Origin of the sequence: Rhodococcus sp. p52 (assembly GCF_000763325.2) — a bacterium.
Lineage (GTDB): Bacteria > Actinomycetota > Actinomycetes > Mycobacteriales > Mycobacteriaceae > Rhodococcus > Rhodococcus pyridinivorans.
Genome location: NZ_CP016819.1, coordinates 4,194,693 through 4,211,558, shown reverse-complemented (window position 1 = coordinate 4,211,558; position 16,866 = coordinate 4,194,693). Strand labels below are relative to the sequence as shown.

General features: G+C 70.3%; 18 protein-coding genes and 1 pseudogene. 17 read left to right on the top strand and 2 right to left on the bottom strand.

Going from position 1 to position 16,866, the window contains the following annotated elements; all coding sequences use genetic code 11:
* Positions 1 to 8: 8 nt before the first annotated feature.
* Complete coding sequence (gene hisH / locus IM25_RS19430; RefSeq protein ID WP_065996274.1) at positions 9 to 644, top strand: imidazole glycerol phosphate synthase subunit HisH; 636 nt, start codon at positions 9 to 11, stop codon at positions 642 to 644.
* The gene (locus tag IM25_RS19425; protein ID WP_033097641.1) at positions 641 to 895 is read left to right on the top strand and encodes a hypothetical protein; all 255 of its coding nucleotides are present in this window, start codon (positions 641 to 643) and stop codon (positions 893 to 895) included. Before hisH ends, IM25_RS19425 begins: the two co-directional genes overlap by 4 nt.
* Positions 896 to 1,008: 113 nt before the next feature.
* Here IM25_RS19425 and IM25_RS19420 read toward each other — a convergent pair whose 3' ends face one another.
* On the bottom strand, positions 1,009 to 1,995 hold the full coding sequence (locus tag IM25_RS19420) for a helix-turn-helix transcriptional regulator (protein WP_065996272.1): 987 nt from the start codon (positions 1,993 to 1,995) through the stop codon (positions 1,009 to 1,011).
* 62 nt (positions 1,996 to 2,057) lie between these two features.
* On the opposite strand from IM25_RS19420, the gene IM25_RS19415 reads away from it, so the two are divergent.
* The 7 genes and pseudogenes from IM25_RS19415 to IM25_RS19385 all read left to right on the top strand — a co-directional run bounded on the left by IM25_RS19415 (position 2,058) and on the right by IM25_RS19385 (position 7,832).
* Positions 2,058 to 4,337, top strand: coding sequence for an ATP-binding cassette domain-containing protein (locus IM25_RS19415; protein ID WP_052040084.1), 2,280 nt, complete (start codon positions 2,058 to 2,060; stop codon positions 4,335 to 4,337).
* Positions 4,338 to 4,409: 72 nt separating this feature from the next.
* Positions 4,410 to 5,144: a bifunctional 1-(5-phosphoribosyl)-5-((5-phosphoribosylamino)methylideneamino)imidazole-4-carboxamide isomerase/phosphoribosylanthranilate isomerase PriA gene (gene priA, locus IM25_RS19410; protein WP_006554069.1), complete on the top strand. Its 735-nt coding sequence runs from the start codon at positions 4,410 to 4,412 to the stop codon at positions 5,142 to 5,144.
* A 3-nt stretch (positions 5,145 to 5,147) separates the two neighbouring features.
* The gene (locus IM25_RS19405) at positions 5,148 to 5,990 is read left to right on the top strand and encodes an inositol monophosphatase family protein (RefSeq protein WP_033097643.1); all 843 of its coding nucleotides are present in this window, start codon (positions 5,148 to 5,150) and stop codon (positions 5,988 to 5,990) included.
* On the top strand, positions 5,987 to 6,760 hold the full coding sequence (gene hisF, locus IM25_RS19400) for an imidazole glycerol phosphate synthase subunit HisF (protein WP_006554068.1): 774 nt from the start codon (positions 5,987 to 5,989) through the stop codon (positions 6,758 to 6,760). Before IM25_RS19405 ends, hisF begins: the two co-directional genes overlap by 4 nt.
* Positions 6,757 to 7,122, top strand: coding sequence for a phosphoribosyl-AMP cyclohydrolase (gene hisI / locus IM25_RS19395; RefSeq protein WP_006554067.1), 366 nt, complete (start codon positions 6,757 to 6,759; stop codon positions 7,120 to 7,122). Before hisF ends, hisI begins: the two co-directional genes overlap by 4 nt.
* A 21-nt stretch (positions 7,123 to 7,143) precedes the next feature.
* Positions 7,144 to 7,596: pseudogene (locus IM25_RS19390) on the top strand (cutinase family protein); the annotation flags it as partial.
* 56 nt (positions 7,597 to 7,652) lie between these two features.
* Positions 7,653 to 7,832 carry a tautomerase family protein gene (locus IM25_RS19385; RefSeq protein WP_016935788.1) on the top strand — a complete coding sequence of 60 codons (180 nt, stop codon included), beginning with the start codon at positions 7,653 to 7,655 and terminating at the stop codon, positions 7,830 to 7,832.
* Between the two features lie 267 nt (positions 7,833 to 8,099).
* Here the strand turns inward: IM25_RS19385 and IM25_RS19380 are convergent, their stop codons facing one another.
* On the bottom strand, positions 8,100 to 8,585 hold the full coding sequence (locus IM25_RS19380; RefSeq protein ID WP_006554065.1) for a MarR family winged helix-turn-helix transcriptional regulator: 486 nt from the start codon (positions 8,583 to 8,585) through the stop codon (positions 8,100 to 8,102).
* 110 nt (positions 8,586 to 8,695) lie between these two features.
* Here IM25_RS19380 and IM25_RS19375 point away from each other — a divergent pair, with 110 nt between their 5' ends.
* The 8 genes from IM25_RS19375 (at position 8,696) to IM25_RS19340 (ending at position 16,795) form a co-directional block, all read left to right on the top strand.
* Positions 8,696 to 9,484: a dioxygenase family protein gene (locus IM25_RS19375; RefSeq protein ID WP_006554064.1), complete on the top strand. Its 789-nt coding sequence runs from the start codon at positions 8,696 to 8,698 to the stop codon at positions 9,482 to 9,484.
* Positions 9,485 to 9,528: 44 nt separating this feature from the next.
* Positions 9,529 to 11,112, top strand: a complete 1,584-nt coding sequence (locus tag IM25_RS19370) for an anthranilate synthase component I (protein ID WP_198162511.1) — start codon at positions 9,529 to 9,531, stop codon at positions 11,110 to 11,112.
* Positions 11,109 to 11,774, top strand: coding sequence for a TIGR02234 family membrane protein (locus IM25_RS19365; RefSeq protein WP_006554062.1), 666 nt, complete (start codon positions 11,109 to 11,111; stop codon positions 11,772 to 11,774). Before IM25_RS19370 ends, IM25_RS19365 begins: the two co-directional genes overlap by 4 nt.
* Before the next feature lie 91 nt (positions 11,775 to 11,865).
* Positions 11,866 to 12,675, top strand: coding sequence for an indole-3-glycerol phosphate synthase TrpC (trpC, locus tag IM25_RS19360; RefSeq protein WP_016696041.1), 810 nt, complete (start codon positions 11,866 to 11,868; stop codon positions 12,673 to 12,675).
* Between the two features lie 112 nt (positions 12,676 to 12,787).
* Positions 12,788 to 14,050 carry a tryptophan synthase subunit beta gene (trpB, locus tag IM25_RS19355; protein WP_006554060.1) on the top strand — a complete coding sequence of 421 codons (1,263 nt, stop codon included), beginning with the start codon at positions 12,788 to 12,790 and terminating at the stop codon, positions 14,048 to 14,050.
* A complete protein-coding gene (trpA, locus tag IM25_RS19350) occupies positions 14,047 to 14,850 on the top strand; it encodes a tryptophan synthase subunit alpha (protein ID WP_006554059.1) in 804 nt (267 codons plus the stop codon). The genes trpB and trpA overlap by 4 nt, the downstream gene beginning before the upstream one ends.
* Positions 14,847 to 15,848 carry a prolipoprotein diacylglyceryl transferase gene (gene lgt / locus IM25_RS19345; protein WP_033097645.1) on the top strand — a complete coding sequence of 334 codons (1,002 nt, stop codon included), beginning with the start codon at positions 14,847 to 14,849 and terminating at the stop codon, positions 15,846 to 15,848. Before trpA ends, lgt begins: the two co-directional genes overlap by 4 nt.
* Positions 15,845 to 16,795 (top strand): TM2 domain-containing protein, encoded by a 951-nt coding sequence (locus IM25_RS19340; protein WP_033097646.1) that lies wholly within the window; start codon positions 15,845 to 15,847, stop codon positions 16,793 to 16,795. The genes lgt and IM25_RS19340 overlap by 4 nt, the downstream gene beginning before the upstream one ends.
* Positions 16,796 to 16,866 lie beyond the last annotated feature (71 nt).

Sequence of the window (16,866 nt, the reverse complement as noted above, 5' to 3'; positions counted from 1 at the left end):
TCGACATCATGAGCGCAACCACGGTCGCCGTCCTCGACTACGGCTCGGGCAATCTCCACTCCGCCACGCGGGCGGTCGCCCGTACCGGCGTGCACGTGGAGGTCACCGCCGACCCGAAGATCGCGCTCGCCGCCGACGGACTCGTCGTCCCCGGCGTCGGCGCCTTCGACGCGTGCATGAGGGGCCTGCGCAGCGTCGGCGGAGACAAGATCATCGGCCCCCGCCTCGCCGGTGGACGCCCGGTGCTCGGCATCTGCGTCGGCATGCAGATCCTGTTCGAACGCGGCGTCGAGCACGGCATCGAGACCGAGGGCTGCGGGGAGTGGCCGGGCACGGTCGAGCGTCTGGACGCGCCGGTGCTGCCGCATATGGGCTGGAACACCGTCGAGGCCCCCGCCGATTCGGTGCTCTTCGCCGGCATGGACGCCGACACCCGGTTCTATTTCGTCCACACCTACGCCGCCCGCACGTGGGAACTGGATGCTCCCGAGCGCCTCGCCCCGCCGAAGGTGACCTGGGCCGAACACGGCAGCCGGTTCGTCGCCGCCGTGGAGAACGGTCCGCTGTCGGCCACCCAGTTCCACCCGGAGAAGTCCGGCGACGCCGGCGCGCAGCTGCTGCAGAACTGGGTCGACTCGTTGTGACCGACCCGCGGCGCGGCCGGTCGAGCGGAGACTTCTCCTTCGGCCGTCACGCCCTGATGTCCGTCGGCACGGCGACCGTCGTGCTGCTCGTCACCGCGATCGTCGTCGTGGCGGTCCGTCCCACGCCGGTCGTCGGGCTGGTCGTCGCACTCGTCGGCATCGTGGCGGCCGTCGTGGCGATGGGTGTCGTGTCGACGCGGTCGGCCCGCCGCGCCTTCGGTCCCGCCGAGGACGACCGCCCCGGAAGCTGACGCGCCGAACCGGATTTCGCCCGGCGTGTTGCGGTAGCGAACCCCGGTCGGGCGCGCGAGGAGCTTCGTAACGCAGCTGTGCGGAACTCGAAATCGATCTGCCGCGCCCAGATTCACCTCGCGCCGTCCTCGGAGGGGACGACGGCGTCCTGCGCCGCCGCGCGCAGACGATCGGCGAACACCGCGCAGGCCCGGACGATCTCCGGGTCCGCGCGCATCCGGACGTCGGCGTCGAGGGTGGCGAGCGCGAGGACGAGCCACTGCCACGACTCGACCGCGAGGTGCACCTCGGTCCGGTCGTCACCCGTCGGCCGGATCTCGGCGTCTTGGTACTTCAGCGCGTCGGCGACGTGCGTGGCCGAGGCCGCCACGTCCAGGTGCACCGGTGTCCGCCCCTGCCGGAGTCCTTGCCGCAGGTATTCCGTGGCGGACCCGGCGGGAAGTCGGCGGGGTGCGAACCGTCGGCCGGTGCGGAGCAGGTCGCGCACACGATCGAGGCGGAAGACCCGCCAGTCCTCGCGATCGACGTCCCATCCGAGGAGGTACCACCGCAGCAGGTGGTGGCCCTGCCGGTACGGCTCGACCCTGCGCGAGGTCGGCGAGCCCTGCGCGTCGACGTAGTCGAAGGTGAGCGTGTCACACCGTGCGATCGCCTCCGCCACGGAGCCGAGCAGCTCCGCCGACACGCTGGGCGCCTGCAGCGCACTCGTCTCCACCGCGCTGCGGACGGCCGCGACCCGCGGGCGCAGCCGCGCGGGCAGGAACTGGTCGAGCTTGCCGTAGGCGCGGGTGGCAGCGTCGTCGAGTCCGCCTTCGGCCGGCCCGGTCGCGGCGAGAGCGCCGAGCCCCAGAAGCACCGCGACGGCCTCGTCGTCGTCGAGCACCAGCGGCGGCATCGAACGTCCCGACGCGAGACGGTAGAAACCGCCGGGCCCGGAGCGGGTTTCGACGGGATATCCGTAGCCGCGCAGCCGGTCGACGTCGCGGCGGAGCGTCCGGCGGCTCACCTGCAGCCGCCGGGCCAGCTCGTCCCCGCCGATCGCGCGTCCGGTCTGCAGGATCGACAACAACGCGAGCATCCGCTCGGTGACGTCCGCCATGCCGTCATCCTCCCACCGGTTGCGGTCAGGATCCGGCCGCAACCGGTCGTAGCGTCGAATCCATGACCACCACCGTCACGACCACCGAGGCGGCAGTGCGAGGCCGCGCCATCACGATCCGTCGCGTCCGCACCCACAACCTGGCCGACGTCGATCTGACCGTTCCGCGCAACCGGCTCGTGGTGATCGTCGGGGTGTCCGGCTCCGGGAAGTCGTCGCTCGTCTTCGACACGATCGCCGCGGAGGCCGGCTACCAGCTCAACGAGACGTACCCGCCGTTCACGCGCAATCGGTTGCCGAAGTGGACACGACCCGACGTCGACCACATCGACGGTCTGACGCCGGTGATCGTCGTCGACCAGCGCCGCCTCGGCGGCAACGCCCGCTCGACGGTCGGCACCATCACCGACACCTGGACCTATCTGCGGCTGCTGTATTCCCGTGTGGGCACACCCGTCCTCGGGGAGTCGAACCGCTTCTCGTTCAACGACCCCACCGGGATGTGCCCGACCTGCTCCGGGCTCGGCGAGATCGTCGTCAGTGCCGTCGAGCGGTTCCTCGATCTCGACAGGTCCCTCGCCGAGGGCGCGATCCTGGTGCCCGGCTTCGGCAACGGTGGGTACTGGTACTCCCAGTACGCCGACATCGGTTCCTTCGACGCGGACACACCCCTGCGCGAGTGGAAGCCCGCCGAGCGGGAGGCACTGCTCTACGGCGGCGAGGCCGCAGCGGCGCTGGGCCACAAACCGCCGGACGGATACGAGGGCGTCGTCGAGAGGTTCGAGCGCATCCACCTGCACACCTCCGACAACCTCTCCGAACGCAAACAGGACGTCATCCGACGTTTCACCCGCGCCGAGACGTGCCCGGACTGCGCCGGAGAACGGCTGAACGCGGCCGCGCGGGCGGTCACCCTTCGCGGCCGCACGATCGGGGAGCTGTCCCGCCTCGAGATCATCGAGCTGCTCGAATTCGTGCGCACGATCGACGACTCGCGCGCCGCACCTGTGGTGTCCGCACTGGTGGGCCGTCTCGAGGCGATGGTGACGATCGGCCTCGGCTATCTCGCGCTCGCCCGGGCGACCACCACGCTCTCGGGCGGCGAATCGCAACGGATCAAGTTGGTCCGGCACCTCGGGTCGAGCCTGACGGAGATGACCTATGTCGTCGACGAACCGACGGTCGGTCTGCATCCCGCCGACGTGGAGACGATGATCGACCTCCTTGAACGGCTCCGCGACAGCGGCAACACCGTCCTCGTCGTCGAACACGACCCGAGCGTGATGGCCCGGGCCGACCAGGTGATCGAGATCGGTCCCGGTGCGGGCTCGTCCGGTGGTCGCCTCGTCTTCCAGGGCACTTTCGACCGGCTCCGAACGGCCGACACTCCCACCGGCCGATCGCTGCGGCGCGACATCGGCCGCGGTCACCCCGCCCGCGAGGCGACCGGTCGTCTCACGATCGCCGATGCGTGTCGCAACAACCTCCGCGACCTGACGGTGCGGATCCCCACCGGCGTGCTCACCGTATTCACCGGGGTCGCTGGTTCGGGAAAGTCCAGTCTCGCAGCCGAACTCGTCGATCAGTACGACGCCACGGTGATCGACCAGCGGCCGGTGAGCACCAATCGCCGCTCCACCCCGATCACCTACGCCGGCATCGCACCCACCCTGCGGCGGATGTTCGCCGAACACAACGGTGTGCCGGCGAGCCTGTTCAGCGCGAACTCGGCGGGTGCGTGCCCGACCTGCACGGGGGCCGGTGTCGTGTACATCGACCTCGCCTTCATGGACGGACGCGAGGTCGTCTGCGACACCTGCCACGGCCGCCGGTTCACCGCCGAGGTGCTCGGGCACACCGTGAACGGCCTGTCGATCGCCGATGTCGACGACCTCACCGTCGGTCGCGCCATCGAGGAACTGCCGCACGCGGAGATCGCGCACCGACTGAGTGCGCTCGCCGGGGTGGGCCTCGACTACCTCCGCCTCGGACAGTCGCTCGACACGCTCTCCGGTGGCGAGTGTCAACGGGTGAAGATCGCCAAGGAACTCGGACGAGCGAAGACGCCGACCCTCTACGTCCTCGACGAGCCGACCACCGGCCTGCACGCCGAGGACGTCGGCACCCTCCTGTGCGTCTTCGACGACCTCGTCGACCGAGGGCACACCGTCGTCGTCATCGAACACCACCTCGACGTGATCCGGCACGCCGACCACATCGTCGACCTCGGGCCGGGACCTGGACGGCACGGCGGAACCGTGCTGTACGAGGGGTCCGTCGACGAGTACACCGGCCGTCCGACCCCGACCTGCCGGGCCCTCGACGCAGCACGGTCGGCATGACGCACGGCGCTTTCCCGGCGCCCCGGCCACGCGTTTGGCGATGTCACAGGTACAGGCACTAATGTGTACGCAGTGAGCCTGGTCCTTTTGCCCGCAGTCGACGTCGTCAACGGTGAAGCAGTTCGCCTCGTTCAGGGAGAGGCGGGCAGCGAGACCGGCTACGGTTCGCCCCGCGACGCCGCCCTCGAATGGCAGAACGCCGGCGCCGAATGGGTGCACATGGTCGACCTCGACGCGGCGTTCGGTCGCGGCGACAACCGCGCCCTCCTCGCCGAGGTCATCGGCGAACTCGACGTGAAGGTCGAGCTGTCGGGCGGCATCCGCGACGACGAGACCCTCGCCGCCGCCCTCGCGACCGGCTGCGCCCGCGTCAACCTCGGCACCGCCGCGATCGAGAATCCCGAGTGGTGCTCGCGCGTCATCGGCGAGTTCGGCGACCGCATCGCCGTGGGCCTCGACGTCAAGCTCCTCGACGGCCAGTGGCGGCTGCGCGGCCGCGGCTGGGTCTCCGACGGCGGCGACCTGTGGGAGGTGCTCGAACGCCTCGAACGCGACGGCTGCTCGCGCTACGTCGTCACCGACGTCACCAAGGACGGCACCCTCTCCGGCCCCAATCTCGACCTGCTCCGCGAGGTGTGCGCGGCCACCGAATCGCCGGTCGTCGCCTCCGGTGGCGTCTCGACCGTCGACGACCTGCGTGCCATCGCGACGCTCGTCGACGAGGGTGTCGAAGGTGCCATCATCGGAAAGGCGCTGTACGCGGGCCGATTCACGCTGACCGAGGCGCTCGACGCCGTCTCGCGCTGACCCATGGCCGATCCCGCAGACCTGAACCGGCTGCTCGCCGTCGCGAGCGGTGTACTCGACGAGGTCGCGGAACGATTCGTCGCCGGGCACGGTGCGCCGCGTTCCGTCGACAAGGGGCCGAACGACTTCGCGACCGACCTCGATCTCGAACTCGAGCGGCGGATCTCCGGTGCCCTCGCCGAGCGCACCGGTATCCCCGTGCACGGTGAGGAGTTCGGCGGCCCGTCCGCGGGGGAGGGCACCGTCTGGTTGCTCGACCCGATCGACGGCACCATCAACTACTCCGCCGGGCTGCCGATGGCCGGGATCCTCCTCGCTCTCGTCGAGGACGGCGAACCGGTCCTCGGCCTCACGTGGCTGCCGCTGACGAATCAGCGCTTCGCGGGAATCGCCGACGGGCCGCTGCTCGTGAACGGCGAGCCCACCGAACCGCTGCAACCGGCGCGGCTCGAGGACGTGATGATCGCGGTCGGCAGTTTCGACATCGACAGTCGCGGTCGGGTGCCCGGCACCCGGCGTCTCGCCGTCATCACCGAGCTGAGCCGGCGCGTCGCCCGGCTGCGGATGCACGGCTCCACCGGTGCCGACCTCGCGTTCACCGCGGGAGGCGCGATCGGCGGTGCCGTCGTGTTCGGCCACCACCCCTGGGACAACGCCGCTGGTGTCGCACTCGTGCGGGCCGCCGGTGGCATCGCCACCGACTTCGCGGGCCGGCCCTGGCGGATCGGGTCCGGATCGGTGGTCGCTGCAGCGCCCGGAGTGCACGGCGAGATACTGAAGATTGTGCAGTCGGCGACGGAACGGTCCGTGGCCGAGCAGTCGGGTTCCGAAGGAGATCGAACATGACACTGGCCGTGCGGGTCATCCCGTGCCTCGACGTGGACGCGGGGCGGGTGGTCAAGGGTGTCAACTTCGAGAACCTGCGCGATGCGGGTGACCCGGTCGAACTCGCCGCGCTCTACAACGAGCAGGGTGCCGACGAACTGACCTTCCTCGACGTCACCGCGTCGAGCGGCGACCGCGGCACCATGCTCGACGTCGTCACGCGCACCGCCGAGCAGGTGTTCATCCCGCTCACGGTCGGAGGCGGCGTCCGCACCGTCGAGGACGTCGACCGGCTGCTGCGTGCCGGCGCCGACAAGGTCTCGGTCAACACCGCGGCCATCGCCCGGCCCGAGGTGCTGCGCGAGATGTCCGAGCGCTTCGGCTCGCAGTGCATCGTGCTGTCGGTCGACGCGCGCACCGTGCCCGCCGGTCAGGAACCGACGCCGAGCGGCTGGGAGGTCACCACGCACGGCGGCCGCCGCGGTACGGGGATCGACGCGGTCGAGTGGGCCCGGCGCGGCGAGGAACTCGGCGTCGGCGAGATCCTGCTCAACTCGATGGACGCCGACGGCACGAAGAACGGATTCGACCTGAAGATGATCGAGGCCGTGCGCGGGGCCGTGCACGTGCCCGTCATCGCCTCCGGGGGCGCCGGAGCCGTCGAGCATTTCGCGCCCGCCGTGCAGGCCGGTGCCGACGCGGTGCTCGCCGCGAGCGTCTTCCACTTCCGGGAGCTGACGATCGGCGAGGTCAAGGACGCGATGCGTGCGGAAGGGATCACGGTTCGATGAGCAGCGACATCCTGAATCCGGCGATCGCCGCCCGGCTGAAGCGCAACGACGACGGTCTGTTCGCCGCCGTCGTGCAGGAGCGGGCCACCGGCGCCGTGCTGATGATGGCGTGGATGGACGACGAGGCGCTCGCCCGCACCCTCGCGACCCGCAAGGCCACCTACTACTCGCGGTCGCGGCAGCAGTACTGGGTCAAGGGCGAGACGTCCGGGCACACCCAGTACGTGCACGAGGTGCGTCTCGACTGCGACGGCGACACGGTGCTGCTCGTCGTCGACCAGGTCGGCGCCGCCTGCCACACCGGCACGCACACCTGCTTCGATACCGACGTCCTACTCGAGGCACCGCAGATCGCCGAGTAGCCGGTCGCCGAACTCCACCGGCAGGTCGTGCGGGCGCAGACGGAGTGCCCTGAGGCCGCGGTGCGCATCGTCGGTTTCTCGCAGGGCGCCGCTGTGGCCGGTGACGTCCTCGCCGACCTCGCGCACGCCTCCGACCGACCGGCCGATCTCTCCGGTCTGCTCATCGCCGATCCGCGGACGTCCGGGACCGGCGCGGAGGTCGTGGTGCCCGCCGCCCTGCCCGGTATCTCGCCGAGCGGGGCGCGAGCGGGCTTCGGGGACGTTCCGGTGGCCACCGTGTGCGCCGCCGGCGACGCCGTGTGCGACATGGTCGATCCGCTGTCGGATCCCACGGGCGCCGCGGGCCGCATCGAGGGCTATTGCGCTCTGCGCCAGCACTATTCGACGCCGGTGGTCGACGGTGTCCCGTTCGTCGATGCGATGGTTGCGCTCGTCGAGCATCCGCGGACGACGGAGGTCCGGATCGTACCGTGACGGACACGGCGCAGGACCGATCAGCGGGTCGTGCGACGGGCTGCAACAATGCCCGCATGCCTCTCATCCAGATCAGCCAGACGCCGGGCCTGTCCGACGAGCAGAAGGCCGAGGTGATCTCCGCAGTGACCCGCGCGTACGCCGAGGCCTCGGGCAAGAATCCGTCGTCGGTGTGGGTGACGATCACCGAGGTGCCCCGCGAGAACTGGGGCGTGGGCGGAACTCCGCTCGGCTGAACCGACTCGGTCCACCCGAGTCCGTCCTCGCGTACCCGTTTCTTATCCGATGAGACTAGTGTTCTCTGTATTGAGAGTGCTGTCTTCTGACGACGGGGTGAAGGGGCGTGCGGTCGCGACATCGAGCCCCGATGCGGACGAACTCTTCTGTGCCGCAAAGGCCTACATCGGGCAGTACGGCAGCGAGTTGGTGCAGGACTGCATCCGGATCCACGACGGGATCGGCGTGACCTACGAACACGCGCGGGAGGGTCGTCGAGCGGCGGCTCAGGCCTTGCCGATACCGCCGGCGATACCTTCGTCGATCTGCTCGACCAGGGCGGAGCCCAGGCGCGCGAGCGCGCGGACCTGGTTGTCGTCGAGGCCGTCGAACACGAGCCTGCGCACCGCCTTCACGTGGCTCGGTGCCGCTTCGACTACTGTGTCGTAGCCGGCATCGGTGAGCACTGCGTACGAACCGCGACTGCCCGGAACCGGTTCGCGTCGCACCCAGCCGCGCTTCTCGAGGCGGGTGACGACGTGCGAGAGCCGCGACAGCGACGCGTTGGCCTCGGCGGCGAGGGCGTTGAGACGGAGCCTGCGCTCGGGGTGCTCGGAGAGCAGCGCGAGGACGAAGTACTCGAAGTGCGTCATGTCGGAGTCGCGCTGCATCTGGGTGTCGAGCGCGGCCGGCAGTCGCGTGACGACGGAGACGAGCGCCCGCCAGGCGTTCTGCTGCGCCGGATCGAGCCACTGCGGGTCCTCGTTGCTCATGCCTGCTCCTCGCTCGTTCGGTTTCGCTGTCGCACCCGGTCGGGGAATGGGAATGGCCGCGCGACGGGTTCTCCTCTATGATACTTGAAGCTTCAACTTGAGGGGATGTCATGACCATCGATTCCGCGACCACGCCCGCCCTGTTCCTCAGTCACGGCGCCCCGCCGCTCGTCGACAGCGAACTGTGGGTCTCGCAGCTGCAGCGTTGGGCGGCCGACCTGCCGCGACCCACAGCGATCCTCGTGGTCTCGGCGCACTGGGAATCCGCTCCGCTGACCATCGGGTCGACGATCACCGGCACCCCGCTCGTGTACGACTTCGGCGGCTTCCCGCGCCGCTTCTACGAGGTGACCTACACCAGCCCCGGCGCGCCCGAACTGGCCCGGCAGGTCGCGGCACTGATGCCCGACGACGAACCGGTGGTGCAGCAGCCGAACCGAGGACTCGACCACGGTGCCTACGTACCGCTGACCGTCATGTACCCGGACGCCGACATCCCGGTGCTGCAGATCTCCCTGCCCACCCTCGACCCGGAACGGCTGTTGCACCTCGGCGCCCGGCTGCGTCCGCTGCGTGAGCAGGGCGTACTCATCATCGGGTCCGGGTTCACCACGCACGGTCTGCCCTTCCTGCGCGACCCGCGTCCCGAGGCCGCCGCGCCGGGCTGGTCGTCGGAGTTCGACCACTGGACCGCCGAGCAACTCGCGCGCGGCGACGTCGACGCTCTGCTGGACTTCCGGCACCGCGCACCGGGCATGCCCTACGCGCATCCGTCGGTCGAGCACTTCGCTCCGCTGTTCGTCACCCTCGGTGCCTCCGACGCCCCCGGCCACGGCATCGACCAGGTCGTCGACGGCTTCTGGATGGGCCTGGCCAAGCGCTCGTTCCAGGTCGCCTGACGGCGGCTGCAGAGCCGGACGAGGTCCCTGGGATGATGGGGCGCATGTCCGGCGAGCCCACCACCATTCCCGCAGCCACCACCGACTCCTCGGGTGGCGGCCGTTCCGATTCGACGACCACCCGCGAGCAGTTCCGCCAGCTGGCCGCCGAGCACCGCGTGGTCCCGGTGACCCGCAAGGTGCTCGCGGACGCGGAGACCCCGCTGTCGGCCTACCGCAAGCTCGCGGCCGACCGCCCCGGAACCTTCCTGCTCGAGTCGGCGGAGAACGGCCGGTCGTGGTCGCGGTGGTCGTTCATCGGCGCCGGGAGCCCGGCCGCGCTGACCGTCGTCGATGGCGACGCTGCCTGGTACGGCAACGTCCCGGCCGGCGCGCCCACGGGTGGCAACCCCGTCGACGTCCTCGGCGAGACCCTCCAGTTGCTCCACACCGACCGCATCCACGGACTGCCGCCCCTGACCAGCGGCATGGTCGGTTATCTCGGCTACGACGTCGTCCGCCATCTCGAGAAGCTGCCGACGCTCGCCGAGGACGATCTGCAGATCCCCGAAATGGTGATGCTGCTGGCCACCGACCTCGCGGCCGTCGACCACCACGAGGGCATGATCTGGCTCATCGCCAACGCCGTGAACTGGGACGGCTCCGACGAGCGCGTCGACGAAGCCTACGACGACGCCGTCGCCCGCCTCGACCGGATGACCGCGGCCCTCGCCGCGCCCGCATCGGCCACCGTCGCGATCTACTCGCGGCCCGAACCCGACTACCGCCGCCAGCGCACCACCGAGTCGTTCTGCACGGACGTCCGCAAACTGATCGGCGACATCGAGGCCGGTGAGGCCTTCCAGGTGGTGCTCTCGCAGCGCTTCGAGATCGACTGCGACGCAGAGCCGATCGACGTCTACCGGATGCTCCGCGCGTCCAACCCCAGCCCGTACATGTTTCTGCTCCACATCCCCGGCCCGGACGGTGAGACGGCCTTCTCGATCGTCGGATCGAGCCCGGAGGCGCTCGTGACGGTTTCGGACGGGGTGGCCACCACTCATCCCATCGCAGGGACCCGGTGGCGCGGCGCGAACGAGGAGGAGGACATCCTGCTCGAGAAGGACCTCGTCCACGACGAGAAGGAGAACGCCGAGCACCTCATGCTCGTCGATCTCGGCCGCAACGACCTCGGCCGGGTGTGCACGCCGGGCACCGTCGAGGTGCACGACTACCGCCACATCGAGCGGTACAGCCACGTGATGCACCTCGTCTCCACGGTCACCGGGCGACTCGCGGAGGGCAAACACGCCCTCGACGCCGTCACGGCGTGTTTCCCCGCCGGGACCCTGTCGGGGGCGCCGAAGGTGCGCGCGATGGAACTGATCGAGGAACTCGACCCCACCCGCCGCGGCATCTACGGCGGCATCGTCGGCTATCTCGATTTCGCGGGCGACGCCGACACCGCCATCGCGATCCGCTCCGCGCTCGTCAAGGACGGCGTCGCCTACGTGCAGGCGGGTGCCGGCATCGTCGCCGACTCCGATCCGGAGGCCGAGGACACCGAGGCCCGCAACAAGGCCATGTCCGCCCTCGCCGCAGTGGCCGCCGCGTCCACCCTCACCACCTACGGCGGTGACGCACGGTGACCGCGGAGACGCCGGACGCCGGCCCCACCACCGGACGCCGGCGCCGGCCGACCGTCATCGCCGCCCTGCTGCTCGGGGTCGGTGCGGCCCTGCTCTGGGCGTCGAGCCGGATGACGTGGGTCACCGCGGTCTCGTCCGACGGACTCGGGATCGACCGCGTCGACGACCTCGAGGGTGGCCGCTGGGCGGCGGCACTGACCCCGCTCGCTCTCGTGCTGCTCGCGGCGGTCGCCGCCGTCTTCGCGGTGCGCGGACTCGCGCTGCGTCTCGTCTCGCTCGTGGTCGCGGCCGTCGCCGTCGCCGCCGCGATCCCCGCCGTCCGGTTGCTCACCGGCGACGCAGACCCCGAGACCGCGGCCGGTGTGGCCGCGCTGCCCGACCGCGCGACCGTGACCGCCGTCGAGACCTATCCGTTGCCCGCCGTCCTTGCGATCGTCGGCGCCGTCGCGGCCCTCGCCGCGGCGGTGACGCTGTGGCGCACCCCGCGCGAGGCGGCCGGACTGTCGTCGAAGTACGACGCCCCGGCAGCACGTCGCGAGGCGGCCGCCCGGCGCGCCGAGAACGATGAACCCCTGTCCGAACGCGGTCTGTGGGACGCACTGGACGCAGGTGAGGATCCCACCGACGACGGTGGCGAGGGTGATACGGGCACCCGCCGGTGACCGCTGTAAACCACTTCACTACTCTTCTAGACAGATCCGATGAGCTTGATCACATCGGGATTGAGCAGGGTGGGAAAGGACTCGAGCCACGATGACAGTTCTCGATTCGATTCTCGAAGGAGTGCGAGCAGACGTCGCCGCCCGTGAGGCGGCCCTCGATCTCGCGTCCGTCAAGGCTGCCGCCGCAGCCGCGCCCCCACCGATCGACGCCAAGGCCGCGCTGCGCGAACCGGGCATCGCGGTCATCGCCGAAGTGAAGCGTGCCAGCCCCTCGAAGGGTGCTCTCGCCGACATCGCCGATCCCGCCGAACTCGCAGCAGCGTACGAGTCCGGAGGCGCTCGCGCCATCAGCGTTCTCACCGAGGAACGCCGATTCCACGGCAGCCTCGCCGACCTCGACGCCGTCCGTCGCGCTGTCCGTATTCCCGTACTGCGCAAGGATTTCGTGGTCGGTCCCTACCAGATCCACGAGGCGCGGGCACACGGCGCCGACATCGTGCTCCTCATCGTCGCGGCCCTCGAGCAGACCGTCCTGACGGCGCTGATCGACCGCGTCGAGTCGCTCGGCATGACCGCGCTGGTCGAGGCGCACACCGAGGAGGAGGCCGACCGTGCCCTCGAGGCCGGCGCCACCGTCATCGGCATCAACGCCCGCAACCTCAAGACCCTCGAGGTCGACAAGACGACCTTCTCGCGCATCGCGCCGGGCCTGCCCAGCAACGTGCTCAAGATCGCCGAATCCGGTGTCCGCGGCCCGGCCGATCTGCTCGCGTACGCGGGTGCCGGCGCCGACGCGGTGCTCGTCGGAGAGGGACTGGTGACCAGTGGGGATCCGCGCCAGGCAGTCGCCGAACTGGTGACGGTGGGCACGCATCCGTCGTGCCCCAAGCCCGCACGCTGACCGTCCCGGCCGGTCCGGACCCCCACGTGATCCGCATCGCGTGGTGGGGCAGACTGGACGCGTGACTGCAGACGATTCCGCACTTTCCGCCAAAGGCCGAGGGCTTCCCTCGATGAGCGAAGCCCTCGCCACTCCGACCGCGCACGAACCCGACGTCCGCGGCCATTTCGGAGTCTTCGGTGGCCGCTATGTGCCTGAGGCGCTCATGGCGGTGATCGAGGAGGTCACCGCTGCCTACGAGAAGGAACGCGTCGATCCGGGCTTCCTCGCGGAACTCGACCGCCTGCAGCGCGACTACACCGGCCGCCCGTCCCCGGTCTACGAGGCCACCCGCCTGAGCGAACACGCCGGCGGAGCGCGCATCTTCCTCAAGCGCGAGGATCTCAACCACACCGGCTCGCACAAGATCAACAACGTGCTCGGGCAGGTGCTGCTCGCCAAGCGCATGGGCAAGACCCGCGTGATCGCCGAGACCGGCGCCGGCCAGCACGGCGTCGCCACCGCCACCGCATGCGCGCTGCTCGGTCTCGAATGCCGCGTCTACATGGGCGAGGTCGACACCGAACGGCAGGCCCTCAACGTCGCGCGCATGCGTCTGCTCGGCTCCGAGGTCATCGCCGCCAAGACCGGCTCGCGCACCCTCAAGGACGCGATCAACGAGGCGATGCGCGACTGGGTCACCAACGCCGACAACACCTACTACTGCTTCGGCACCGCCGCCGGCCCGCACCCCTTCCCGGCGATGGTCCGCGACTTCCAGCGCATCATCGGCCTCGAGGCCCGCGCACAGATCCGCGAACTCACCGGTCGCCTGCCCGACGCCGTCGTCGCCTGCGTCGGCGGCGGATCGAACGCGATCGGCATCTTCCACCCGTTCATCGACGACCCGTCCGTCAAGCTCGTCGGCTGCGAGGCCGGGGGGGACGGGGTGGAGACCGGACGGCACGCCGCCACCATCGGCGGCGGCACTCACGGTGCCCTGCACGGCGCGTTCTCGTACCTGTTGCAGAACGAGGACGGCCAGACCATCGAATCGCATTCGATCTCCGCCGGTCTCGACTATCCCGGCGTCGGCCCCGAACACGCCTGGCTCGCCGACACCGGCCGGGCCGAGTACCGCGCCGTCACCGACAGTGAGGCCATGGAGGCCTTCGCGTTGCTGTGCCGCACCGAGGGCATCATCCCCGCTATCGAGTCGGCCCACGCCGTCGCCGGTGCCGTCGAGCTCGGCCCCGAACTCGGCAAGGGCGCCATCGTCCTGGTCAACCTCTCCGGCCGCGGGGACAAGGACGTCGACACCGCCGCCAAGTGGTTCGGTTACCTGCCGACCGACGAGTCCGCCGACCGGACCGGCCCCGAAGGAGCAGCCCAGTGAGCGCCCCGCACGAACGCCTGACCGAGATCTTCGCGACCTGCCGCGCCGAGAACCGCGCCGCACTGGTCGGTTACCTGCCGGTCGGCTATCCCACCGTCGAGCGCTCCGTCGAGGCGATGAAGACGCTCGTCGAGGGCGGCTGCGATCTCATCGAGGTCGGCATCCCCTACAGCGACCCGGTCATGGACGGCACCACCATCCAGAACGCGGCGTTCGAAGCGATCGCCAACGGCGTCCGGGTCCGCGACGTCTTCCCGGCCGTCGAGGCGATCACCGCCGCCGGCGGCGCCGCGGTCGTGATGACCTACTGGAACCTCGTGCTCAAGTACGGCGTCGAGAACTTCGCGCGCGACCTCGCGGCCGCGGGTGGACTCGGCATCATCACGCCCGACCTCGTCCCGGACGAGGCGGAAGAATGGATCGCCGCGGCCGACAAGTACGGACTCGGCAGGATCTTCCTGGTCGCACCGTCGTCGACCAACGAGCGCCTCGCGACCACCCTCGACAAGTGCCGTGGCTTCGTCTACGCCACCTCGACCATGGGTGTCACCGGCGCCCGCGACAGCGTCGACAACCGCGCGCCGGAGATCGTCGCCCGGGTGCGCACGCACTCCGACATCCCGGTCGGTGTCGGTCTCGGTGTGCGCAACGGTGCCCAGGCCGCGGAGATCGCGGGCTACGCCGACGGCGTGATCGTCGGTTCGGCGCTGGTCTCCGCCGTCGCCGAAGGGCCCGACGCGTTGCTCGCACTGACTCGGGATCTCGCGAAGGGCGTTCGCTCCGCTAACGTGCACTCGTGACATCCACTGCGTCTGTTCTGGCCTATCTGCCGAGTCCGCCGCAGGGCGTCTGGTATCTCGGACCGTTCGCCCTCCGTGCCTACGCCCTGTGCATCATCGTCGGGATCGTCGTGGCGATCTGGTGGGGCGACCGCCGCTGGGTCGCGCGCGGCGGACAGGCCGGCACCGTCCTCGACATCGCCGTGTGGGCGGTGCCCTTCGGCCTGATCGGTGGGCGGCTCTACCACGTCGCCACCGACTGGCAGAAGTACTTCGGAGACGGCAACGACCCGGTCGACGCCCTGAAGATCTGGGAGGGTGGCCTCGGCATCTGGGGTGCGGTCGCCTTCGGTGCGCTCGGTGCGTGGATCGGGTGCCGTCGGCGGGGGATCCCGCTGCCGGCCTTCGGGGACGCTCTCGCCCCGGCGATCCTGCTGGCGCAGGCCATCGGACGCCTCGGCAACTGGTTCAACCAGGAACTCTACGGTCGCGAGACCACGGTGGCGTGGGGACTCGAGATCTACGAACGGCGCAACGACGCAGGGCAGGTCGCGCCAGGATTGGTCGACGGCGTGTCCACCGGCGAGGTGGCCTTCGTCGTGCACCCGACCTTCCTCTACGAGCTGCTGTGGAACCTCGCCGTCGTGCTGCTGCTGGTGTTCGTCGACCGGAAGTTCACGATCGGTCACGGACGCCTGTTCGCCCTCTACGTGGCCGGGTACTGCGCGGGCCGGTTCTGGATCGAGCTGATGCGCACCGACGCGGCGACCCAGATCGCCGGTATCCGGATCAACTCGTTCACCTCGGGCATCGTATTCGTGCTCGCGGTCGCCTACTTCGTCCTCGCCCGCAAGGGCCGCGAGGACCCCGCGTCGCTGAACCCCGCCGCCGCGGGCGCCGGGGGAGAGCCGGCCGCGCAGGGCGAGGGCGGGGCGGGCGCCGAGTCGGACAGCTCGTCGTCCGCCGCCGGTAGAGTCGACGAAGCGACGTCCGGAGACAGCAAAGGGGATCACTCGTGACCACACAGGACCCGGGAACTTCGGGAGCATCCGATTCGGAGCCTGCCAAGCCGGAGCCCGACAAGACGGAGCCTGCCCAGCCCGACCTGACGAAGCGGAGCGAGTCCGCCTCCGGCGCCGACACGCCGGAGCGGTCCTCGGAGAGCGAGCACACCCCGCCGCCCGATCTCGGACGCGCGTTCGACTACGACGCCACCGCGCAGGCCTCGTTGTCCGCTCAACCGCCCACACTCGACTCCCTCGGTGGCGCCACCGGCACTCCGGGACCGGGATGGGACACCTACTCGGGTGTCGGCAACGGACCGGGCTGGGGGACCACGCCCAGCTACCCGCCGCCGGCCGAGCACGAGTCCGACTATCCGTCCCCGGGCGACTACCCCTACGGCGAGCATCAGGGCCGGCCCGAGACCGGCACCGGACCGGTCTACGGGACACCCGACCCGCACTACCCGATCGGGTCCCCGCAGCAGGACCCGTCGCAGGGCCGGTACACCGGTCCGCAGGGAACGCAGCAGCCGGGTTACGGTCCGCCTCCGCAGGGCGGGCAGGGTTACGGTCCGCCTCCGCAGGGCGGGCAGGGTTACGGTCCGCCTCCGCAGAGCGGACAGGGATACGGTCCGCCGCCCGGCTACGGGGTGATGCCCGCCTACGGCTACCCCGACCCGTCGAACCCGTACGGTCACGACGCCGCAGCGCCCTTCGGACGCGATCCCTACACCGGCGAGCCGTACTCCGACAAGAGCAAGGTCACCGCAGGTGTGCTGGGGATCCTGCTCGGCGCCTTCGGTGCCGGACGCTTCTACCTCGACCAGCCGGGCACGGCGGTCGCGCAGATCGCCGTCACCTGGCTCACCTGCGGTATCGGGGGCATCTGGCCGCTGATCGACGGCATCCTCATGCTCACCGGCAAGGTCCGCGACAAGAACGGACGCCAGCTCCGTCCGTGACATCCCGACGTCTCCGTCGCCTGTGACATCCCGACGTCTCCGTCCCATCGGCACCCCGGCGACACGCACCG